Annotated in this window: 17 protein-coding genes and 1 tRNA gene; 7 read left to right on the top strand and 11 right to left on the bottom strand. The window is 40.6% G+C overall.

The window, feature by feature from the left end:
• Nucleotides 1-220: 220 nt before the first annotated feature.
• Together AC3Z9T_RS19170 and AC3Z9T_RS19165 are read right to left on the bottom strand one after the other, a co-directional pair.
• Nucleotides 221-1,255, bottom strand: coding sequence for a virulence RhuM family protein (locus AC3Z9T_RS19170; RefSeq protein WP_490127690.1), 1,035 nt, complete (start codon nucleotides 1,253-1,255; stop codon nucleotides 221-223).
• A 294-nt stretch (nucleotides 1,256-1,549) separates the two neighbouring features.
• Nucleotides 1,550-1,644 (bottom strand) — tRNA-Sec (locus tag AC3Z9T_RS19165).
• Nucleotides 1,645-1,898: 254 nt separating this feature from the next.
• Here AC3Z9T_RS19165 and prlC point away from each other — a divergent pair.
• Nucleotides 1,899-3,941 carry an oligopeptidase A gene (prlC, locus tag AC3Z9T_RS19160; RefSeq protein ID WP_490127689.1) on the top strand — a complete coding sequence of 681 codons (2,043 nt, stop codon included), beginning with the start codon at nucleotides 1,899-1,901 and terminating at the stop codon, nucleotides 3,939-3,941.
• Entirely contained in the window at nucleotides 3,934-4,698 is a 765-nt protein-coding gene (gene rsmJ / locus AC3Z9T_RS19155; protein ID WP_490127688.1) for a 16S rRNA (guanine(1516)-N(2))-methyltransferase RsmJ, read from the top strand. Before prlC ends, rsmJ begins: the two co-directional genes overlap by 8 nt.
• A 77-nt stretch (nucleotides 4,699-4,775) precedes the next feature.
• Here rsmJ and gdhA read toward each other — a convergent pair whose 3' ends face one another.
• On the bottom strand, nucleotides 4,776-6,107 hold the full coding sequence (gdhA, locus tag AC3Z9T_RS19150) for an NADP-specific glutamate dehydrogenase (RefSeq protein WP_490127687.1): 1,332 nt from the start codon (nucleotides 6,105-6,107) through the stop codon (nucleotides 4,776-4,778).
• A gap of 269 nt (nucleotides 6,108-6,376) precedes the next feature.
• A complete protein-coding gene (gene uspA / locus AC3Z9T_RS19145; protein ID WP_070927539.1) occupies nucleotides 6,377-6,811 on the bottom strand; it encodes a universal stress protein UspA in 435 nt (144 codons plus the stop codon).
• 538 nt (nucleotides 6,812-7,349) lie between these two features.
• Here uspA and uspB point away from each other — a divergent pair.
• Nucleotides 7,350-7,685: a universal stress protein UspB gene (gene uspB, locus AC3Z9T_RS19140; RefSeq protein ID WP_490127686.1), complete on the top strand. Its 336-nt coding sequence runs from the start codon at nucleotides 7,350-7,352 to the stop codon at nucleotides 7,683-7,685.
• Nucleotides 7,686-7,798: 113 nt separating this feature from the next.
• Here the strand turns inward: uspB and pitA are convergent, their stop codons facing one another.
• Complete coding sequence (pitA, locus tag AC3Z9T_RS19135; RefSeq protein ID WP_490127685.1) at nucleotides 7,799-9,286, bottom strand: inorganic phosphate transporter PitA; 1,488 nt, start codon at nucleotides 9,284-9,286, stop codon at nucleotides 7,799-7,801.
• A 466-nt stretch (nucleotides 9,287-9,752) separates the two neighbouring features.
• Here pitA and AC3Z9T_RS19130 point away from each other — a divergent pair, with 466 nt between their 5' ends.
• Entirely contained in the window at nucleotides 9,753-10,952 is a 1,200-nt protein-coding gene (locus AC3Z9T_RS19130; RefSeq protein WP_490127684.1) for a BaiN/RdsA family NAD(P)/FAD-dependent oxidoreductase, read from the top strand.
• A 229-nt stretch (nucleotides 10,953-11,181) separates the two neighbouring features.
• Nucleotides 11,182-11,661 (top strand): Hcp family type VI secretion system effector, encoded by a 480-nt coding sequence (locus tag AC3Z9T_RS19125; RefSeq protein ID WP_490127683.1) that lies wholly within the window; start codon nucleotides 11,182-11,184, stop codon nucleotides 11,659-11,661.
• Between the two features lie 21 nt (nucleotides 11,662-11,682).
• Here the strand turns inward: AC3Z9T_RS19125 and AC3Z9T_RS19120 are convergent, their stop codons facing one another.
• Complete coding sequence (locus AC3Z9T_RS19120; protein WP_490127682.1) at nucleotides 11,683-12,084, bottom strand: DUF1240 domain-containing protein; 402 nt, start codon at nucleotides 12,082-12,084, stop codon at nucleotides 11,683-11,685.
• On the bottom strand, nucleotides 12,077-12,958 hold the full coding sequence (locus AC3Z9T_RS19115; protein WP_490127681.1) for a hypothetical protein: 882 nt from the start codon (nucleotides 12,956-12,958) through the stop codon (nucleotides 12,077-12,079). Before AC3Z9T_RS19115 ends, AC3Z9T_RS19120 begins: the two co-directional genes overlap by 8 nt.
• A 531-nt stretch (nucleotides 12,959-13,489) precedes the next feature.
• Between AC3Z9T_RS19115 and AC3Z9T_RS19110 the strand changes: the two genes are divergently transcribed.
• Nucleotides 13,490-14,188, top strand: a complete 699-nt coding sequence (locus tag AC3Z9T_RS19110; protein ID WP_490127680.1) for a pirin family protein — start codon at nucleotides 13,490-13,492, stop codon at nucleotides 14,186-14,188.
• Between the two features lie 62 nt (nucleotides 14,189-14,250).
• On the opposite strand, the gene pckA is transcribed toward AC3Z9T_RS19110, so the two are convergent.
• From pckA to AC3Z9T_RS19090, 4 genes are all read right to left on the bottom strand, one after another.
• Entirely contained in the window at nucleotides 14,251-15,870 is a 1,620-nt protein-coding gene (gene pckA / locus AC3Z9T_RS19105) for a phosphoenolpyruvate carboxykinase (ATP) (RefSeq protein WP_490127679.1), read from the bottom strand.
• A 204-nt stretch (nucleotides 15,871-16,074) separates the two neighbouring features.
• On the bottom strand, nucleotides 16,075-16,947 hold the full coding sequence (gene hslO, locus AC3Z9T_RS19100; protein ID WP_490127678.1) for an Hsp33 family molecular chaperone HslO: 873 nt from the start codon (nucleotides 16,945-16,947) through the stop codon (nucleotides 16,075-16,077).
• A gap of 25 nt (nucleotides 16,948-16,972) precedes the next feature.
• Nucleotides 16,973-17,383, bottom strand: coding sequence for a ribosome-associated heat shock protein Hsp15 (hslR, locus tag AC3Z9T_RS19095; protein WP_490127677.1), 411 nt, complete (start codon nucleotides 17,381-17,383; stop codon nucleotides 16,973-16,975).
• 50 nt (nucleotides 17,384-17,433) lie between these two features.
• Nucleotides 17,434-19,527 (bottom strand): IgaA/UmoB family intracellular growth attenuator, encoded by a 2,094-nt coding sequence (locus tag AC3Z9T_RS19090; RefSeq protein WP_490127676.1) that lies wholly within the window; start codon nucleotides 19,525-19,527, stop codon nucleotides 17,434-17,436.
• Between the two features lie 519 nt (nucleotides 19,528-20,046).
• Here AC3Z9T_RS19090 and nudE point away from each other — a divergent pair.
• A complete protein-coding gene (gene nudE / locus AC3Z9T_RS19085) occupies nucleotides 20,047-20,598 on the top strand; it encodes an ADP compounds hydrolase NudE (RefSeq protein WP_490127675.1) in 552 nt (183 codons plus the stop codon).
• Nucleotides 20,599-20,675 lie beyond the last annotated feature (77 nt).

The following is a 20,675-nucleotide window of genomic DNA, read 5'->3' as shown; positions in this document are numbered from 1 at the left end:
ATGATAAGATTTCTTAATATCTTCTGCGATGTATCTAATTTGGAATCAAAAGCAACAATTTTATCGAAGCAGTTTTTAAATATCATTTATAACTCACATTAGTATTAATTATTAAGCATCCATATTACAAATAAATTCCTTACAGATAAAAATTATTTTACTTAAAATAAAAATCAACACTTAATAAATATTATAAAAAGTAGTGAATTCACTACTTCTTTTACTTCCCTTTTTTCAGCAAATCTTTCAGTGCCGCAATATTCGCCCTCGCCCCTTCTGCCTCTTTTAACCGACGACGTTTTTGAGCAAAAATATCAAATATCTCTTTGGCTTTTTCATCAGCCGCTTTTTTGCTGATCCCACCAGCACCTTGCAAAACTTCACGGTCGTTGAAACTTAAAAACTGATCCAGCTTAGTATCCCAATCCTGTAAGAAAACTTGCTTACGGCGCAGTGCTTGGTCTTCGGCAAAATCGAGCCACATATTGACGATATGATTTAATTCTTTGAGTTCATTCTCACGTAGATAGTTTTTTGCAGTAGTGACATCAGTTTTACGAACCTCGTCGGACTTATAGCTGGTTAAGCCCATATCCGGCTGGTTGGCATCTGCGCGACTGGCAATAAACTCAGCGGTAGTCATTCCCGTACAAGCAAAATGTAGCTTGTTTTGGATAGTTTGAAAAAAACGAGTGGTTTCTTTATTGGAAGGCTCATAATCCGCTGCCATAGTGAAGATCTCTTTCACCCGTAAATATACCCGCCGCTCACTGGCACGAATATCACGGATACGTTCGAGCATCTCATCAAAGTAATCAGGTACGACTGACTGACCGATAGGCGGATTCTTCAGACGTTCATCGTCCATCACAAACCCTTTGATCAGATACTGTTCTAGCGTTTGCGTTGCCCATTGACGAAACTGTGTTCCGCGAACAGAACGGACGCGGTAGCCAATCGCGAGGATCATTAAGAGGTTGTAATGCAGCGTGTTGCGATTAACCTGCCGATTACCTTCTTGTCGAACTTGTAAGAAAGACTTACAAGTTGAATTTTGTACAAGCTCACCCTCTTCGTAAACAGCTTTAACATGTTGAGTTATTGCCTGAGGTGTTACCTGATAAAGATTGGCAATTTCAGCCTGAGATAACCACAACGTATCCGACTCAAAGCGGCATTCGACATGAGTCTGACCATCTTCACTACGGAACAAAACAAATTCGCCCTGTGGCGCTTCAGGAAGATTGTCGCCCATCAAATTGTCTCCACTCTCTATACGTTATGCATAAACTATGAACAACAATATAGCATGTTTAACAAAAAAATAAGGCCATCAATGAATAGATAGGAAGCACATTATTTTATGTAAAAACAATGCACTGCCATTTTTAAACCCTTTCTCTGCAAGAAAAATATCCTAATTTTATTGCGCAGAACATTTTGGGTTGATGTGGGGTAACCCCAGTTGAACTGAATTGACTATGAATTGCTTTTATATTTTGAATTTAAAGGGTTTAATTGACTTCAGTGGAGGTGTATTGAACTTGAGTGGCGGAAGATCACAGGAGTCGAACCTGCCCGGGACTGCTGGCAGCCCCAACTGGATTTGAAATCCAGCCGCCTCACCGGAGACGACGATCTTCCTTTTCGGTTGAGTCCCGATTATAGCCCGAATCAATTGTTTTCCAAAGCTTACTGAATGAAATAGTCACATTTATTGATAACGATTAAGAACAAAAAGCGTTATCGTGTATTGAGGTTTCCATTTCCGCCCCCATATAATTTTCATGTTCACAGTGGCGTGCTACATTCGTTCACTCGAAGTCAGCCGTTTAACTTATTGTCAATACAGTAAGCCTTGGCCTACCCGTGCAAGCCTGCAATCACAGGATGTTTATATGACAAACCCATTATTAACCGATTCTGTACTACCCCAATTTGCTAAGATTGAGCCTGAGCATGTGTTTCCTGCGGTTCAACAAGTCCTGACAGAATACCGTCAAACTGTCGAAAATATCCTATCAGCAACTAATCAATATACTTGGGATAACCTATGCCAACCGCTTGAAGAAGCAAGTGATAAGCTGTCCCGTGTATGGTCACCTGTTGGCCACCTTCACTCAGTCAAAAATAGCCCAGAGCTGCGTGAAGCCTATGAAAAATGCCTACCATTGCTCTCTGAATTCAGCACATGGATGGGTCAACACGAACCACTATATCAAGCTTATAAATCACTCAAAGACAGCGCACAGTTTGCATCACTAAGCCAATCACAGAAAAAATCGATCGAAAATACCTTACGCGACTTTGAATTGTCAGGCATTGGTCTGCCAGCTGAAAAACAGCAACGTTATGGTGAAATTGTTGCTCGCCTGTCTGAAATTGCCTCTAAATTCAGCAATAACGTTCTCGATGCCACCATGGGTTGGACTAAGCTAATTAAAGATGAAAAAGAATTAGCTGGCATGCCAGAAAGCGCCATCGCTGCTGCCAAGGCAATGGCGGAGGCAAAAGGTGAAGAAGGCTACCTATTAACCCTAGATATGCCAAGCTACTTACCTGTAATGACCTACGCAGACAACGCAGAACTGCGCCGTGAAATGAGCCACGCGTACAGCACTCGCGCTTCTGATCAAGGGCCTAACGCAGGTAAATGGGATAACAGTGAGCTGATTGAAGAGTTGATGGCATTGCGCCACGAACTTGCTCAATTACTTGGCTTCAAAAATTTTGCCGAAAAATCTCTGGCAACGAAAATGGCAGAGTCCCCTGAGCAAGTATTAGATTTCCTGACTAATTTAGCTGATCGTGCACACCAACAAGGTAAAGGTGAACTAGCCGAGTTGACTGCTTTCGCTAAACAGCACTATGGTGTTGATAAACTTGAATCATGGGATCTGGCTTATTACAGTGAAAAACAAAAGCAGCACAAATTCTCACTCAGTGATGAGCAACTGCGCCCTTACTTCCCTGAGCAACGTGTTGTCGAAGGTTTGTTTGAAGTGGTTCATCGTATCTATGGCCTCACCGCTAAAGAGCGCAAAGACATCGAAACATGGCACCCAGATGTGCGTTTCTTTGAACTCTATGATGACACCAATACCCTACGTGGTAGCTTCTATCTTGACCTGTACGCGCGTGAGCACAAGCGTGGCGGTGCATGGATGGATGATTGTGCAGGAAGAATGGTACACAAAGATGGCTCTTTACAGAACCCTGTCGCCTATTTGACTTGTAACTTTAATAAGCCATTAGGTGATAAGCCAGCTCTGTTTACCCATGATGAAGTAATCACTTTATTCCACGAATTTGGTCATGGTCTGCATCATATGATGACCAAGATCGATGTCGCAGATGTTGCGGGTATCAATGGTGTACCGTGGGATGCCGTCGAATTGCCAAGTCAGTTTATGGAGAACTGGTGCTGGGAGCCTGAAGCACTTGAATTCATTTCCGGTCATTATGAAACTGGCGAGCCATTACCGAGTGAAATGCTTGATAGCATGTTAGCTGCCAAAAACTATCAATCCGCCATGTTTGTTTTACGTCAGCTAGAGTTTGGTCTATTTGATTTCCGCTTACATGCTGAATATGACCCAACCAAAGGCGCTCAAGTCATGCCTACCTTATATGCAGTGAAAGAAAAAGTCGCTGTTGTACCCTCTCCTGAGTGGGGTCGTTTCCCGCACGCATTTAGCCATATCTTTGCCGGTGGTTATGCAGCGGGCTATTACAGCTACTTATGGGCTGATGTATTAGCAGCTGATGCTTACTCACGCTTTGCGGAAGAAGGTATTTTTAATCGCGAAACAGGCCAATCATTCCTCGATAACATTCTCAGCCGCGGGGGTTCAGAGGAACCAATGGTGCTGTTCGAGCGTTTCCGTGGACGTAAACCTGAGTTAGATGCGATGTTGAAGAGCTATGGTATCGATGGCTGATCACATCAAGATCCAACTGATCTGTGAAGAGGGTGCCGATCACGGCACTCTTTCTCAACTTGCTGAAAAATGGCAACTCATCCATAGTCCTGATGCAGTTATGGCTCTGGTGCTCACCCCTGAAAACCTGCAATTACGTAAACTGGATGAACCCAAATTGGGCGGTATTTTTGTTGATTTCGTTTCAGGCACAATGGCACATCGCCGCAAGTTTGGTGGCGGTCGAGGGGAAGCCGTTGCAAAAGCAGTGGGTATCAAAAAGGATTATTTACCTGATGTCATCGATGCAACAGCTGGCCTTGGCCGAGATGCATTTGTGCTAGCCTCTCTGGGTTGTCGAGTACGGATGTTGGAGCGTCATCCCGTAGTAGCAGCCTTGCTTGATGATGGTCTACAACGTGGTTATCAAGATAGTGAAATCGGTGAATGGCTAAAACAACGAATGTCCTTAATTCATGCATCAAGTATTACAGCCTTAGCGGATATCACGACGCCGCCTGACGTTATTTATCTTGATCCTATGTATCCACATCGTCAAAAAAGTGCGTTAGTCAAAAAAGAAATGCGAGTCTTTCAATCGCTAGTTGGTGCTGATGATGACGCAGATGCTTTATTAGCGCCTGCTTTAGCATTAGCAAAACGCCGTGTGGTAGTGAAACGTCCTGACTATGCAGAACCCCTTGCGGGGCAAAAAGCACCTTCCGCAGTCACGACCAAAAGCCATCGTTTTGATATTTATCCATGCATTAAAACATAACAACGAAGGGCGTATGTACAGGTGAATTATCGCTATAATACAGCCGCCCTTTCGCGTATGTTCATTTAATCAGAGCATTACAAAATACCCTGTGCGAGCATTGCATCCGCGACTTTAACAAAGCCGGCAATGTTTGCGCCTTGCACATAGTTAGTTTGTTTAGCTTCACCACCAAACTCGACACAGTGGTTATGAATATCTAACATAATATGATGTAAGCGTGCGTCAACCTTCTCCGCTTTCCAACCCATACGTGCCGCATTTTGCGCCATTTCTAAGCCTGATGTTGCAACACCACCTGCGTTCGCTGCTTTACCGGGTGCAAACAAAACACCTGCTTCAAGGAAACGTTCAGTTGCAGGGATCGTCGTTGGCATATTTGCGCCTTCAGCAACAGCTTTAACACCATTTTTGATAAGCAACTCTGCTGCTTCCAGATCCAACTCATTTTGCGTTGCACATGGCAGTGCGATATCAACAGGAACACACCATGGTTGTTTGCCAGCCAGATAAGTTAAGCCGAACTCTTTCGCATAAGCTTCAACGCGACCATAGTTATTTTTAATCGCTTCAAGGCGAGCAAGTTTTTCTGAGGTAAAGCCATCTTCATCGACAACAGTTCCGTTAGAGTCTGATGCAGTAATCACTTTAGCACCCAGCTCCATACATTTTTCGATTGTATATTGAGCTACGTTACCTGAGCCTGATACTGCCACACGCATACCTTCGAAGCCTAAACCATGACGTTTTAGCATCGCATTAGTGAAATAGACTAAGCCGTAACCGGTTGCTTCTGGGCGAATTAAACTACCGCCAAACGAAAGACCTTTACCTGTAAACACACAAGAAGTGTCGTTAGATAATTTCTTCATCATACCCGCCATAAAACCAACTTCACGGCCGCCAACGCCAATATCACCAGCAGGGACATCAGTGTCTGCGCCTAAATGACGATACAGCTCAGTCATCAGTGATTGGCAGAAACGCATCACTTCACCGTAGCTTTTTCCTTTTGGATCAAAGTCAGAACCGCCTTTACCACCACCCATCGGTAATGTTGTCAGTGCATTTTTCAGAGTTTGTTCGAAGCCAAGGAATTTTAAAATAGAAAGGTTAACAGATGGATGGAAGCGCATACCGCCTTTGAATGGCCCGATGGCTGAACTATATTGAACGCGCCAAGCACGGTTCACTTGTACTTGGCCGTGATCATCGACCCAACAAACACGGAACTGAATCACTCTTTCAGGCTCAACAAAGCGCTCAAGCAGTGCTTGTTCACGATATTTCGGGTTATTTTCTAAGAATGGCCAAAGTGAGGTAAATACTTCGCGAACGGCCTGAAGGAATTCAGGCTGCTGAGGATCTCTTTTTTGTACAGACTCCAAGAATGAAGATAGTGAATTCATGTGTTGTGTCTTCCTTTTTTAAATTTTATGTTGTGATATTTCTCACTTTTTCTTGTGATTATTTTTTAGGAAATGTGAGGTTGATTTGCATTTGCTTATTGAATATATCACTAGTTTGTATTCAAGTTTCAAGGTTTTTTTTTATTCTAGAGTAAAAAAAATTTCTTGACCTACCAATAGCTCACTTAATTTAAATTTTTTTACCCAAAAAAAACGCCTGCATAAGCAAGCGTTTTTAGTGAATAATGTTTCAATTCTAATTGAATCGATTATTCTTCATCGTCATTCAGTGGAACAATCAACATATCAACGTGAACAGTATTAATCAACTGACGTGCTGATGACATCAATTTGCTCCAAAAGTCTTGGTGGTGACCACAAACCACTAAGTCCATGTCGTACTTTTTAATCGCATCGACTAACACTTGGCCTAAGTCACCGCTACCACTCAATGTTTCTTGGATCTCATAGCCTGCACCAGCAGAGAGATCTTTCAGCGAATTACGCGTTTCATCCGTGATACGTTGTTGCATGTCGCCCAAATTTACATCGATAAGACCGGTGTAAAGATCTGAGTAGTTCACATCAACATGGATCATGGATACTTTAGCCCCGTAAGGTTTCGCCATAGAAACCGCTTTATCCAGTAACACCTTGCTTTCAGGTGATAAATCTACCGCTACGAGAATATGTTTGTACGCCATAAAGTAAACTCCTTCCGAATGCTGATTTTATGATAAGTTAAGAGCCTATTCAGTTAGCCTCTTAACTCACCAATTATCTTATTTATTAATATACCTGCATCTTTAGGTGCCAATTGTCACCTCGATCACAACTGTACAGATTAGCTACATAACATTTTAGAAAACAATAACATCATCTACTTAATATTAATATATAAATGAGAATGATGTGTAATATTTCGCAATCGATGCTTTAAATAACTTGAGATACCGATAAACTGTACATCAACACAGCGACCATGCCTTACGCGAAGGCGCTGCGACTTGAAGTATAACGAGTATGCCATGATCACTAGCAAATCGTCCTTTCATTACATACTTTCGCCCAACATCACTTCCCAATCTACACAAATACAAACAAAAATCGTTTAAAAATGCTCCCCTTTGCACTTTTTTTAGGCAACGTATTATCCTACAATAAACAATAAGCTTGATTGTCACTGTGTTTGCTTTATTTCCTTTGTTGCAACAGCGTAGGCTGATATCTGAGGAGGTGAGTATGTTCAGTATGATTGCCTTGTTCTGGGCCTTATGCATCCTATGTATCATTAATATGATGCGCTATTTTTCTTCGATCCGCGTTTTACTCTACATCCTACGGGATACCGACCCACTGCTTTACCAATCTGTTGATGGTAATGGCTTTTTTACAACTCATGGCCAATTAAATAAACAACTAAAACTTGTTCGCTATATTAACAATAAGCAGTATTTAGACCATTTTGACCCAGAGGTCATTGCACGTTGTGAAAGGATCCGTAAACAATTTTTGCAAATTAGCCAGCTAAGTTTACTGGTTGCTGTTAGCTTAATTTACTTACTTGTTGCGGCTTAATGAGATGACAAAAACAACTTTTTTGTCGACCTTTTTCTCAAGGCAAAAAAATAGTGATGAACTTATTCAGCTCATCACTATTATTGATTTCATTCATCTTTTAGTAATAACGACTAGATCACCATCAACGCAATCCAGTACAAACCACCTGAAAGGATAATCGAGACTGGCAGAGTCAATAACCATGCTAGAGCAATGCTCTTAATGGTTTTACTCTGTACGCCACCACCATCGACAACCATCGTACCTGCAACCGCAGATGACAACACCTGAGTCGTCGAAACAGGCATACCGGTATAACTTGCTACACCGATTGATACCGCAGCGGTAACCTGAGCAGAAACGCCCTGCGCATAGGTCATACCCTTCTTACCAATCTTCTCACCAATAGTGACTGCAACACGTTTCCAGCCAAACATGGTTCCGATAGACAGTGCTAAAGCAACCGCAATAATGATCCACAGCGGCGCATACTCAACGGTATACAGCAGGTCATTACTCAGTTTTTTCAACAAGCTGGCATCTTGTGAACTGGTTTCAGGCAATTTTGCTACCGCACTAGCCGTATCAGAGATACACATTAATAAGCGGCGCATATGGTTGCGCTGGTCAGGCGTGAGCTCATCATAGCTTTGGATGCCATTTAGCATCTTTTGTGCTTGGCTCAGAACAATTGGTGTACGTGAACTATCGCAATGGAATTCTTTGCTGATCTCATCTTCATCGACGATAGCTGGCGTATTTTCAATCGCATGGTTTAGAGCTGGTTTATGTGTCTCATAGTATTGTTGCAAATGAACAACAGCATCATGTGTTCTTGCAATATCGTAGCCGCTAGAGTTCATATTAACGACGAAGCCTGCAGGAGCGACACCAATTAACACAAGCATGATAAGACCAATGCCTTTCTGGCCATCATTCGCACCATGGGAGAAACTTACGCCAACGGCAGAAAGGATCAACGCAGTACGAGTCCAGAATGGTGGCTTGCGCTTACCATCTTTTTTCTCACGCTCAGCTGGCGTCAAGTGGATGCGGCGACGTTTTTTAGTACCACTCCAATAACGGCGTAGAATAAAAATCATCAACCCAGCAATCACAAAACCGATAGCGGGAGAAAGGATAAGAGACATGAAAATACTAATCATTTTCGGTATGTTCAACGCATCAACGATGGATGAATCTGTGACTATCGCGTTAGTTAAACCAACACCGATAATCGCCCCGATCAAGGTATGAGAACTTGATGCAGGGATACCAAAATACCAAGTACCCAAGTTCCAGATGATTGCAGCCAACAATAGTGAGAACACCATTGCAAGGCCGTGAGCTGAGCTCACATTAAGCAACAGATCCGTTGGAAGTAAATGAACAATTGCATATGCAACGCTCAGCCCTCCCAGCAGGACACCAAAGAAGTTAAACACACCCGCCATCACGACCGCAAATTGCGCTCGCATCGCACGAGTATAGATAACCGTAGCTACCGCATTCGCGGTATCATGGAAGCCATTTATAGCCTCATAGAACAGCACAAATAACAGTGCCAGAACTAATAATAGGCCTGTATAAAATTCTAAACCTGTAAAAAGATGTAGCATAGACGTTAAGCCATTTTATGTTGGTCATGAACGCGGCGCATTATCAGTGACAAACGCTAGCGGTGGAAGCAAAATCTAACCTTTTTTTGATTTAACTACCGATCAAAAAAGTACAACATGATTATTATCCTATATTTATCATAGTATTACACGATTTGTTTTTATTCTGATTTTTCGAAACTTTTTTATCAGAATTTCATGCAAATCAGAGTTAATTCATCTTTTTTGGCGAATTTCTCGGAACCTACTAACCTTTTTCGATAATCATCCAAGCCGATTAACAGCACAGCGAACATTTGCCTACACTGCACAAAATCAGCTCAAAAGTTCAGCAGAACCTAATTATAATATTGTATTCAAGACTTTTCATTGTCCATGACATTACAACGGTTGAAATATAACGTAAAATAACCACTCCTATCGTGATTAGTATTTTAGAATCAAACATATATAGAGAATTTTTATTGTGAAAAATTATGACGTTATTATTCTTGGCGCAGGTGCTGCGGGACTGTTTTGTGCCTCATTAGCAGGAAAACGCGGACTCAATACACTTGTTTTGGATAACGGCAAAAAACTCGGTAGAAAAATTCTTATGTCAGGCGGTGGACGCTGCAATTTTACCAATATCTATGCTGATCACAGCAATTACCTATCTGGCAATCCACACTTTTGTAAGTCAGCACTTGCTCGCTATACACAGTGGGATTTCATCGCTTTGGTGAATAAATACAATATTCCTTATCATGAAAAAACCCTAGGCCAACTGTTTTGTGATAACAGCGCTCAAGACATTGTTGATATGTTAGAAGCAGAGTGCAATTTACCCAATATCACGATTAAATTACGTAGTGAAGTGACCTGTGTTGAGAAAATAGATAACACTTTTGTGATCACAGCAAATGGAAGTGAAGTAAGTACACACTCACTTATTGTGGCAACCGGAGGGTTATCAATGCCCGGCCTTGGAGCAACACCTTTTGGCTATCGGCTTGCAGAGCAGTTTGGTCATCACATTTTACCCACTCGTGCCGCTTTAGTGCCATTTACATTGCATAAGCCCCTGTTAGAAGCTCTACAAGTGCTTTCGGGTGTCTCTGTCGCTGCAACGGTCAGCGCAGCAGATGGCACTTTGTTTAAAGAAAACATATTATTTACCCATCGTGGCCTATCTGGTCCCGCCATTTTGCAGATTTCTAATTACTGGAACCCTGGCGAGTTTGTGAGTATTAACTTACTTCCCGAAACCTCTTTGGCGGAATATTTAGCCGAAGAAAGACAGGCACACCCCAACCAATCACTCAAAACTACACTCACTAAACTATTACCTAAGCGCTTAATTGAGGTATTACAAGAACTAGGACAGATCCCCGAGTGCACACTTAAACAACTCAATCACCCACAGATTGAAGCACTACATAACACACTCCATCAATGGCAAGTGCAACCAAACGGCACTGAAGGTTATCGTACCGCAGAGGTGACCTTAGGTGGCGTTGATACACGTGAGATCTCATCGAAAACGATGGAGTCGTTAAAAAGCAAAGGGTTATATTTTATTGGCGAAGTGGTCGATGTCACCGGCTGGCTGGGAGGTTATAACTTCCAATGGGCATGGAGCTCCGCATCCGCTTGCGCAGAAAACCTACCTTTAAAAACAAATTAAAAGAAAATTGTCGACTCCCTGCTACCAATAAACTATAGGGAGTTTTTCCTTCAAAGCGCAATCATCTCCACTTATAACTCTTCTAAAGGTTATTCAATATCAGTTTGATATTTTTATTGAACATGATTAAACCTTCCCATATTCTTACCATAAGTTAAATTAATATTTAACATTGGTTAGCATTGTTATTATTTATCGATATCAAATTTTTTTATTACATGGAGTTTTTATGGCAAATCCGATTTATTTGGTTTTAAAAGGCAAAAACCAAGGGCTCATCTCTGCAGGTTGTTCATCCCTTGACTCAATAGGAAATCGTTATCAAATTGGCCATGAAGATGAAATTCAAGTTATTGGGTTAAATAGTGGTTCTTTTAGAGAGCAGAATGCATCTTATAGGCCAGTTGTATTTACTAAGCCTATTGATAAATCATCCCCATTACTGTCTGTCGCACTGGACGGCAATGAAGTTTTAGAAGCTATCTTCGCATTTTACAGAACAAGCCAAAGTGGGCAGCTTGAAAAATATTATGAGATCAAACTAACAGGGGTTTCATTAATTGAAATTTCTGATATTTTTCCAGACTCTATAAAAGATAATGACTCTATGCCATATCAACGTATTCAAATGAAATATGAGTCAATATCAAGAAATCACTTAATGGCGAACACATCCAGCTACAGTATCAATAGTGAGATGATTAAGTAAAAACCAGTCAGGGTATGTGTATTATTTACACATATCCTTTGATATAACATATTCATTTGGTGCAAAAATAGATGATTTATAGCACGTATAGTAGCCTTTAGATGTTAAATCAATACTGACATAAATTGAAAAAAAGAAACTAAAAACTATACCGATTATACAAATAATCCCTAAGTAACCAGCCAGCTTATTATTCATCTTTTGTAGTTTTTTATTGTATCCCAAAATAAAACTATAATATGAAAAATACAGAACTAAAGGAGCTGCAAAACAAGGAAATCCAGTTTGAAATGAGAATAAAATTCTAGGTTTCATTTTGAAATAATCAATATAATATGTAGTTGATAGATAGATGCCGAAAATAGCTAAAAGTAAAAGAGCTATAGACGATAATATTAATTTTGTAGGATCTATTTTAACCACGACTGAACCTCCCCCATTGAGAGAAAAATTGGTCTGGATGATAAGGCGTTTCAGGCTTTCTTCTTCGATGATTTTTTAAACCTTTAATAATGGTAGTACTAATTTGGAACTCTTCATCTAACCAGTATAATGCTAGCCCAATTAATAACCCCACAGCAAATACACCTAAAGCAACAAGCATAACACTTGTTCCTGTCGCCAAGGCGGCTGTAGTTATGCCTCCTGTAATAGCCGCAGTTATCTGAATACTAATAGCAAGCTTTGCCATATCCATTGTGACATTCACAAAAAAATCAACTAATGAGTACTCATCTTTAAATATCAACTCAACCACTCTGTAAGCTGCCGAGAAAACAATAGCAAAGCGTGCGGCACCTACTGATACATTATTCATACCTTGAGTACCAACACCCATGTATAAAATACGAGGGTTATTGATTAAATATCGAGTTCCATTTAAATAAGCTCTAATTCCAGCATGTCCAGATAGTCGAATATAAGTATTACCATTTGCTCCTACATATTCGGTTGCAGTAATATTAATATTTCTAAACTCATTGAGAATTCTCAGTACTCTATGTGCTTCATAGACATTACCTGAAAAATTAGATATGAAATCACTAATGCCAAATAACGTTTCTTTAGGGTCTTTGAAAGGCGTAGGTGTCTCAGAATTTTTTAAAATATAATCAGCTTCTTCAACCGTAATCACAGCTGCTACATTGTCATCATCTTCTTCGTCATTAAGAACAGACTTTATCTTGAGTAAACTAGCCTGATAAGATAACTCATCGTAATTAGGTGCTTCTTGAAAACTGAATTTATCATCTGCATCGATAACCGTTTTTAATACAGGGTCATACTTATAGGCCATGTAAACCATCCTTGTTATTTAACTTAAGGTAAGCTTATGAGAATGATAGCGATTGTTCAATAAAAATATAAACTATTTTAAATTACTCTTAACATGCTAGTAATACCCTTACTATTAACAGACTTCATTCAAAAATCTCGTTTTAGCGAAAAAAATTAATCCATTGAAAAATAATGGATATTTTTAATTTTTATAGAAATCATATAATTACAATTTTTAGCATAAATTATACCTTTTTGATTAAAAAAAACGCTTTACAAACGATAGTGATAACCATTATCATCAAATCACTCCCACGACATAGCTTACTCAGCCACTGTCTTGGCAGTACGACATTGCTCACATTGCTTCCAGTGTTTAGTTTAGCCAGCCTTGTGCTGGCTATTTTTTTATCTACTTTTTTATTCAAATTTTTTGGATCCTACGGTCAATCCTATCTACTTCTCTCTTTAGGCAAATTCGCTAAACTATTATCAACAAGTTTAGAGCTGACCCACACTGATTCGGGCATGCTTTTAAGGAGATGACACAATGATCTATTTACGCAAAGCAAATGACCGTGGCCACGCTAATCATGGTTGGCTAGACAGCTGGCATACTTTTTCATTTGCCAATTACTATGATGAACAATTTATGGGGTTCTCAGCGCTGCGTGTCATCAATGAAGACTTTATCGATGCAGGGCAAGGTTTTGGTACTCACCCCCATAAAGATATGGAAATTTTAACTTATGTTCTTGAAGGCACAGTGGAACATAAAGATAGCATGGGTAACATGGAGCAGATCCCTGCGGGTGAATTTCAAATCATGAGCGCGGGTACAGGTATACGTCACTCAGAGTACAACCCTGATGACAAAAACCGTTTGCACCTGTATCAAATTTGGATTTTACCTGAAAAAACAGGTATCGAGCCTCGCTATGCGCAGAAACGTTTTGATTCAGCGGGTGGCAAGCAATTAGTCCTCTCTCCTGATGCAAGAGAAGGCTCACTGAAAGTCTATCAGGATATGACATTATGGCGTTGGGCATTACCACAAGGCGACACACAAACTTATACCATTGCCGATAAGCGGGTTGTTTGGATCCAAGTCGTCAAAGGCACTGTTGAAGTGAATGATCAAACTGCAACTACTAGCGATGGGTTAGCGATTTGGCAAGAAAATCAACTAACAATCAAAGCAAGTGAAGGTAGCGAAATCTTACTGTTCGATTTACCTGCCGCTGAATAACGCTTCAATACCAAAAAGGCCCTCAATTGAGGGCCTCATCTATTTAATAACTTACAAACTAATTACAGTTTAGGGCCTGCTTTAACCAGAGCCTCACCCGCAGGAGTATCTGTATACTTATCAAAGTTTTTCACGAAACGATCAGCCAAATCTTTTGCTTTCTCATCCCATTGTGATTTATCTGCATAAGTATTGCGTGGATCAAGAATGTTAGTATCAACACCTGGTAGTGCTGTCGGTACTTCCAGATCGAAAATTGGCAGCTCAATGGTATCTGCTTTCTCAATATCGCCACTTAGGATTGCATCGATGATTGCACGCGTATCTTTGATTGAAATACGTTTACCTGTTCCGTTCCAGCCAGTATTGACTAAATAAGCCTTCGCACCAGCTGCTTCCATACGCTTCACTAAAACTTCTGCGTATTGTGTTGGGTGCAATGAAAGGAATGCAGCACCAAAGCAAGCAGAGAACGTTGGCGTTGGTTCAGTCACACCACGTTCTGTACCCGCCAATTTCGCGGTAAAACCAGATAGGAAGTGATATTGCGTTTGTTCTGGCGTTAAGCGAGAAACTGGAGGCAGCACTCCAAATGCATCAGCCGTTAAGAAAATAACTTTTGTTGCATGACCCGCTTTAGAAATAGGCTTAACAATATTGTCGATATGATAGATAGGGTAAGAAACACGCGTATTTTCTGTTTTTGAGCCATCATCAAAATCAACACTGCCATCTGCCAATACCATGACGTTTTCTAACAATGCATCACGTTTGATAGCACCATAGATATCTGGCTCAGCTTCTTTAGAGAGGTGGATGGTTTTTGCATAGCAGCCACCTTCAAAGTTAAACACACCATCATCATCCCAGCCGTGCTCATCATCACCGATCAGCTTACGTTTTGGATCAGTCGACAGTGTTGTTTTACCCGTACCCGATAGGCCGAAGAAAATAGCAACATCGCCTTTTTCACCCACGTTAGCAGAACAGTGCATAGAAGCAATGCCTTTCAGTGGCAGCAGGTAGTTCATCATTGAGAACATACCTTTCTTCATTTCACCGCCGTACCATGAGCCACCAATTAACTGCATACGTTCAGTCAGGTTGAAGGCCACAAAGTTTTCTGAATTCAGACCTTGCTCTTTCCAATTTGGGTTAGTACATTTTGCACCGTTCATCACAATGAAGTCTGGCTCAAAACCAACCAGTTCCGCATCTGTTGGACGAATAAACATGTTTTTAACGAAATGAGCCTGCCACGCCACTTCCGTGATAAAGCGTACTTTCAGGCGAGTGTCTGCGTTTGCGCCGCAGAATGCGTCAATAATAAATAGGCGTTTGCCTGACAGCTGTTCTGTCACTAAATGCTTTAACTCACTCCAGACTTTTTGAGTCATCGGTTTGTTATCATTTTTACCTTTGCCCTGATCAGCCCACCAGACAGTATCGCGTGTTACATCATCACGGACGATATATTTATCTTTCGGAGAACGGCCGGTAAAAATGCCAGTATCAACGGCAACAGCACCTAATGTTGTCACAGTGCCACGCTCATAGCCTTCTAATCCAGGTTTGGTTTCTTCCTTGAATAGCAGCTCATAACTTGGGTTATAAACAACTTCTGCCACATCATGAATGCCATACTGCTCGAGATCCTTCGTGGTAATACTTTTAGCGCTCATTATTATTGCTCCTGATAATCATAATTAATCTACAGATGATCATAATTCTTTACGACTAATTAACAGCGATAGCTATCAAAGAATTGAAAATGTATAATTTTTTTTAATTCATTATGAGACTTAGAGCACGTAATAAGCCTTTAAAAATATAAAAAAAGGGTGCAAAATTGCACCCTGATCACATAATTAGGTTGCTAAATCGTATCAGTGAAGTTGCTGATTTAGTTCCTTTTTTAACCCCTGAATATCAGATTCAATAAATATGTAGTGCGAGCCACAATATTCACACTCCATATCAATTTTTCCATCTTTTTGCAATATATCGGCAACATCTTCTTCTGATAAAGTGAGTAAAGTACTTTCACAACGTTCACGTGAACAAGTACAACGAAACTCAACAGATTGAGGGTCATATAAGGTCACATCTTCTTCATGATATAAACGACGTAAAACCTCTTTAACATCAAGCTCACTAAGCTCTTGGCCTTTGATCGTTGCCGTCAATTGCACTAAATGATCGAAAAATTCATGGCTAGTTTCATCAGCGGCGGGGAGCACTTGCAATAACATCCCACCTGCAACCGCTTTGCCATTCTCCTCACCAACACGAATGAATAAACGCGTTGGTAGCTGCTCTGATTGCATAAAGTAAGCATCAATACATTCTTCGACTGTATCGCCTTCAATTGCAACAATCCCTTGATAACGCTCACCCTGAGTTGGTGTGATAGTAATAACCATATAGCCGTTACCGATCATTTGTTTCAATGAACTGCCTGCCACAACAGGGCCATTGATACGGGCAACACCGCGCATTTGCTGTTGATTATTACCATTGATAACCGCCAAATTCACAGGGCCATCACCTTGAATTTGCACAGTAATATCACCATCAAATTTTAGTGTTGCCGTCAGCAAACTTGTTGCCACCAGCAATTCCCCCAATAACCCTTTAACGGCTGCAGGGTAATCGTGGTTATCTAAAATCTGTTGAAAGGTGTCATCGACAGTGATCATTTCTCCACGTACCGCGTGCTGTTCAAACAGGAAGCGATGGAGTAAGTCTTGTTTAGCCATAATGTCTCTCTATTACGTTGGATCCTCAGGAGGAGCCATGGGAATTCGTTTGTTTAAATTTTAGCAGGGTTCGGCGCTCTTTTTTATCAGGCCGCCGTTCTGGATGAGGCATGGTCAATGCATTCATCTTCCGTGCTTGTGCAACTTTGTCGCGCTGCTCTTGGCTTTCTTGAGTTTCACGATACAGTAGCTGAGCATCGGGTGCGCCTCGGCGCTGGCTACTTATCTCTAATACCTCGACAGTACGTTCATCATTTCCTTGTCTCAGCCTAATCAGCGCATTCAGCTCAACTATCTTACCTGGTTTGGTTCTCTGCCCATTGTAATGAACTTTTCCGCCATCAATCATATCGCGAGCTATCGAGCGTGTTTTGTAAAAACGCGCTGCCCACAGCCATTTATCAAGGCGAACCGGTTCTATTGAGGGTTGTTTCATGATGTGACCTCACTGTAAATCATCAAAATGAGGCTGCCACCATTCGAAAATCAATTTTGATTGGAGGGATTACCTGCCTCAAAACACTTATCATAATACTGTTGGATATTACGCAAGCGCCTTTTATTGTTTATGACACGAGATGCCACTAAAGTACCATTCAGTATCACAACGATAGCAAGAAAAAGTGCAAATAAGGAACTACTGACATATTGGGACAATACCGCATCACTCGGCTTACTGTGAAGCGTGATCTGCAATGTCCCATTTGCATCAGTGGATAAATTAGTAATAATACCTTCAACATCGAATGGTGTATTCACCAACAAACCGGCTATTCGCTTCAGTTCCAACCAACGTTGTAAGGGAGTCAAATCGTTAAATATGCTCCCTACGATAGAATCAACTAATGCTTTATTTTCATCACTAATAAATAGCACACCTCCTGGAGGAGGACTATTCAACTTAGCGGCCTCTTTTTCAACTTCACCTTTGATAAAATCATATGTGGTGGCTTCAACAAGCTTTTCCAAGGCCTCAGCACTTCCTGCACGTAATAAAACATGCGCACCACTCAATTTACCAGTAGAAGCTTTCGCAACCAACGAGCCCCAATCATCAGTACTACCTAAGTTAATTAACGCGTTTTTTAATTTAGGGCATGTCGTTTCTTCGTAGCACAATTCATTGGTTTTTAAGATAATTTCAGAGAAATCAAAAATGATATTCATACCTGATTTCATAATATCGCGTTGTAATCGAGGGTTAACACCAACACTACTTTTCTCTGGATGCAATTGGCTTTGTACTGCATTTAATAAACTTATCGCACGTTCAACAATCACCGATTCAGGATCAGGTGATAAATTCATATTATTCCAATAAATACCTGAGCAATCAAAAGGAGCGAACTGTGCTTGATTTGAGTCAGAGAAGTTAGGTGGCCGATAACACATCCCAACACCTTTTGCCGTTAGGCTATCGCCGACTTTTAATTGGCGAGTTTCCAATTCAGCGACACTGGTGACTTTAACCGTTTCAGAGCCCTCTAACCATGCAAACCCTAATTTAACGGGTAAACTCATTGATTGATAAGAAAACATTAAAATCAAAACCAATAACCCTGCTGCGAGTATCAAAAGGTTTTTTTTATATCGTCGGTATGGGTAATAACGTTCCTCTTCATGGAGTGAAAGAAATTGCCCATAACGCAAAACATGCCCTGATGGGTACATATCTATATTCGTCGCTTTATTCAATTCACGTTGAATATATGGCTCCCAATGAGGGGGATAGTTAAGGTCTATTCCTCCAATAGAAACTGTTGATGATTGCCTTTTATCCAATTCACCATACAGCTCCCAGCGCTTAGGCTGCCCAAATACACATTGCACATCTTGCAAAGATTGAGGGAATACACGAACGCGAAATAAAGCTAACAAGCCAATAATTAAACAAATGAAGGCACCGGCAAACCCCCATGACTGTAAGAAAGGGATGGCAATTAGTGCGAGATAACCCAGTAGAAAACTCAAACAAATCAAAAGAGTGCCAATCCAACTTGATGAGTGATTTAAGCGATGCTCTTCGATAGTTTCTTGACGAACACGCAACAACTGCACATGAGGTTCACCACGTTCATGAATTGCCGCTTCAGGAACGGCTCTCTCGCTGATTTCGTCAGATGACCATTCATCATTAAAATCTTTCAACGAAAAACCATTCAACGAAATAATCAATGGCAAATGATTAGTATCAACCAACTCCATGACATTTTGTTGTTGTAAATAAGGCTCAAGCTGAGAAGGGAGATTAACTTCAATAGTATCAATAAAATAACGCCAGCTATTGGCTTTCTCTTGGCGCAGGTTAAAACGTGTGACGGAATTACAAACCGTTGCGATGACAGGGTTCTTTTTCAGTTGCCATCGTGGCTGTTCAAGGCTTTGAGAAGAAGATAGACTAGAACGCAGATACTGTGAAATGGTTTGGTAGTCAGCGTCAATCATCTTGCGATAAGAAGGCTCAGCCTGAGAAGGGATCTGATAGACACCAGAATTCCGCCCCCGCCTGAAATACAGAAAGGAAGCCATTATAGTTAGGCTAATAATTAATATAGCCGTTATAATGACGTAATTAAGCATCTTTGCCCCAATGAAATAATATAAAGAAAAGCATAGCAATCACTACGCTGCCTCTAAATAAGCCAATTCCTATTCTATTTCTAATTTTTATGTTAATTTACAACACGTTGTAATTGAAAAATTTTATTTATTAATCTGTGCTATTTTTGTACATTTTAATCGCATCAAAATATTTCAAATTTTTTGCCTATTTGCTTACAAAAATCACGACTTAGCAGCAAAAATCAGGCCATATGGCCCTCTCAATACAAAAACGCTTCATGAACCAATCACATCAGTAAACCTTGTGGCTATTCAGGCATTAATCGTTTGGCGAGTATCGTACTCTCTATTTACCATACTCAACACATAACTTGAAGCACCGCGAGTATACTGTCTGTATTTTATTCCCCCTATAATCTCTATCAATTTTTTTTGAGATGGGTCATAGTGATGTGAACCATCACGAATTGCAGTATAAAAAGTGACATTTTTTTGTCTCTATTATTTTTTATTTATCCACCCTTTCCGGGGATCATTATGACAGAGCTTAAAAAGCCAAAAATCCTGAGTATTCAAGATGTTGCTCACTCAAAATTATTCAGTATTCAATCTGTTGACCTCGAGTTTAGCAACGGTGAAAAACGTATCTATGAAAGAATGCGTCCAGGGAAACGTGAGGCCGTTCTTATCGTTCCCATCATCAATGATAGTCTGATCCTAATCCGTGAATACGCGGTGGGTATTGAAGACTATGAGCTTGGGTTCCCTAAAGGTGCCATCGACCCAGGTGAAACAGCAATAGAAGCGGCACAACGCGAGCTAAAAGAGGAAATTGGTTTTGGTGCTAATCAAATCGAACAAGTGGCAAAACTCACCATGTCACCCTCTTACTTTTCTAGCAAGATGAACATTCTTATTGCCGATGATCTCTATAGTGAAAAACTGGAAGGTGATGAACCTGAACCTTTGCAACAAGTCAGATGGCCTATTGCACGTATGATGGAATTGCTTGAACACCCTGATTTTAATGAAGCACGTAATGTCAGTGCGCTATTTTATCTTGAGCGTTTTTTAAAAGATCACTGTTAACCACCTACCCTTAAAAAATAAATAGGAAAACCAATCATGGTTTTCCTATTTAACTCATCCTAACGATGTTCTCTTAC

The organism is Providencia sp. 6390 (assembly GCF_058148425.1).
Note: the sequence above shows the minus strand (reverse complement) of the source record. Positions and strands in the feature narration are given on the sequence as shown.

Bases quoted from the DNA above. Each gene is read 5' to 3' on its own strand.
- hslR (WP_490127677.1), bottom strand. From the start codon at position 17,383: ATGAAACAACCCTCAATAGAACCGGTTCGCCTTGATAAATGGCTGTGG.
- AC3Z9T_RS19110 (WP_490127680.1), top strand. From the start codon at position 13,490: ATGATCTATTTACGCAAAGCAAATGACCGTGGCCACGCTAATCATGGT.
- prlC (WP_490127689.1), top strand. From the start codon at position 1,899: ATGACAAACCCATTATTAACCGATTCTGTACTACCCCAATTTGCTAAG.
- uspA (WP_070927539.1), bottom strand. From the start codon at position 6,811: ATGGCGTACAAACATATTCTCGTAGCGGTAGATTTATCACCTGAAAGC.
- hslO (WP_490127678.1), bottom strand. From the start codon at position 16,947: ATGGCTAAACAAGACTTACTCCATCGCTTCCTGTTTGAACAGCACGCG.
- AC3Z9T_RS19125 (WP_490127683.1), top strand. From the start codon at position 11,182: ATGGCAAATCCGATTTATTTGGTTTTAAAAGGCAAAAACCAAGGGCTC.
- rsmJ (WP_490127688.1), top strand. From the start codon at position 3,934: ATGGCTGATCACATCAAGATCCAACTGATCTGTGAAGAGGGTGCCGAT.
- nudE (WP_490127675.1), top strand. From the start codon at position 20,047: ATGACAGAGCTTAAAAAGCCAAAAATCCTGAGTATTCAAGATGTTGCT.
- gdhA (WP_490127687.1), bottom strand. From the start codon at position 6,107: ATGAATTCACTATCTTCATTCTTGGAGTCTGTACAAAAAAGAGATCCT.
- uspB (WP_490127686.1), top strand. From the start codon at position 7,350: ATGTTCAGTATGATTGCCTTGTTCTGGGCCTTATGCATCCTATGTATC.
- AC3Z9T_RS19090 (WP_490127676.1), bottom strand. From the start codon at position 19,527: ATGCTTAATTACGTCATTATAACGGCTATATTAATTATTAGCCTAACT.
- AC3Z9T_RS19170 (WP_490127690.1), bottom strand. From the start codon at position 1,255: ATGGGCGACAATCTTCCTGAAGCGCCACAGGGCGAATTTGTTTTGTTC.
- pitA (WP_490127685.1), bottom strand. From the start codon at position 9,286: ATGCTACATCTTTTTACAGGTTTAGAATTTTATACAGGCCTATTATTA.
- AC3Z9T_RS19115 (WP_490127681.1), bottom strand. From the start codon at position 12,958: ATGGCCTATAAGTATGACCCTGTATTAAAAACGGTTATCGATGCAGAT.
- pckA (WP_490127679.1), bottom strand. From the start codon at position 15,870: ATGAGCGCTAAAAGTATTACCACGAAGGATCTCGAGCAGTATGGCATT.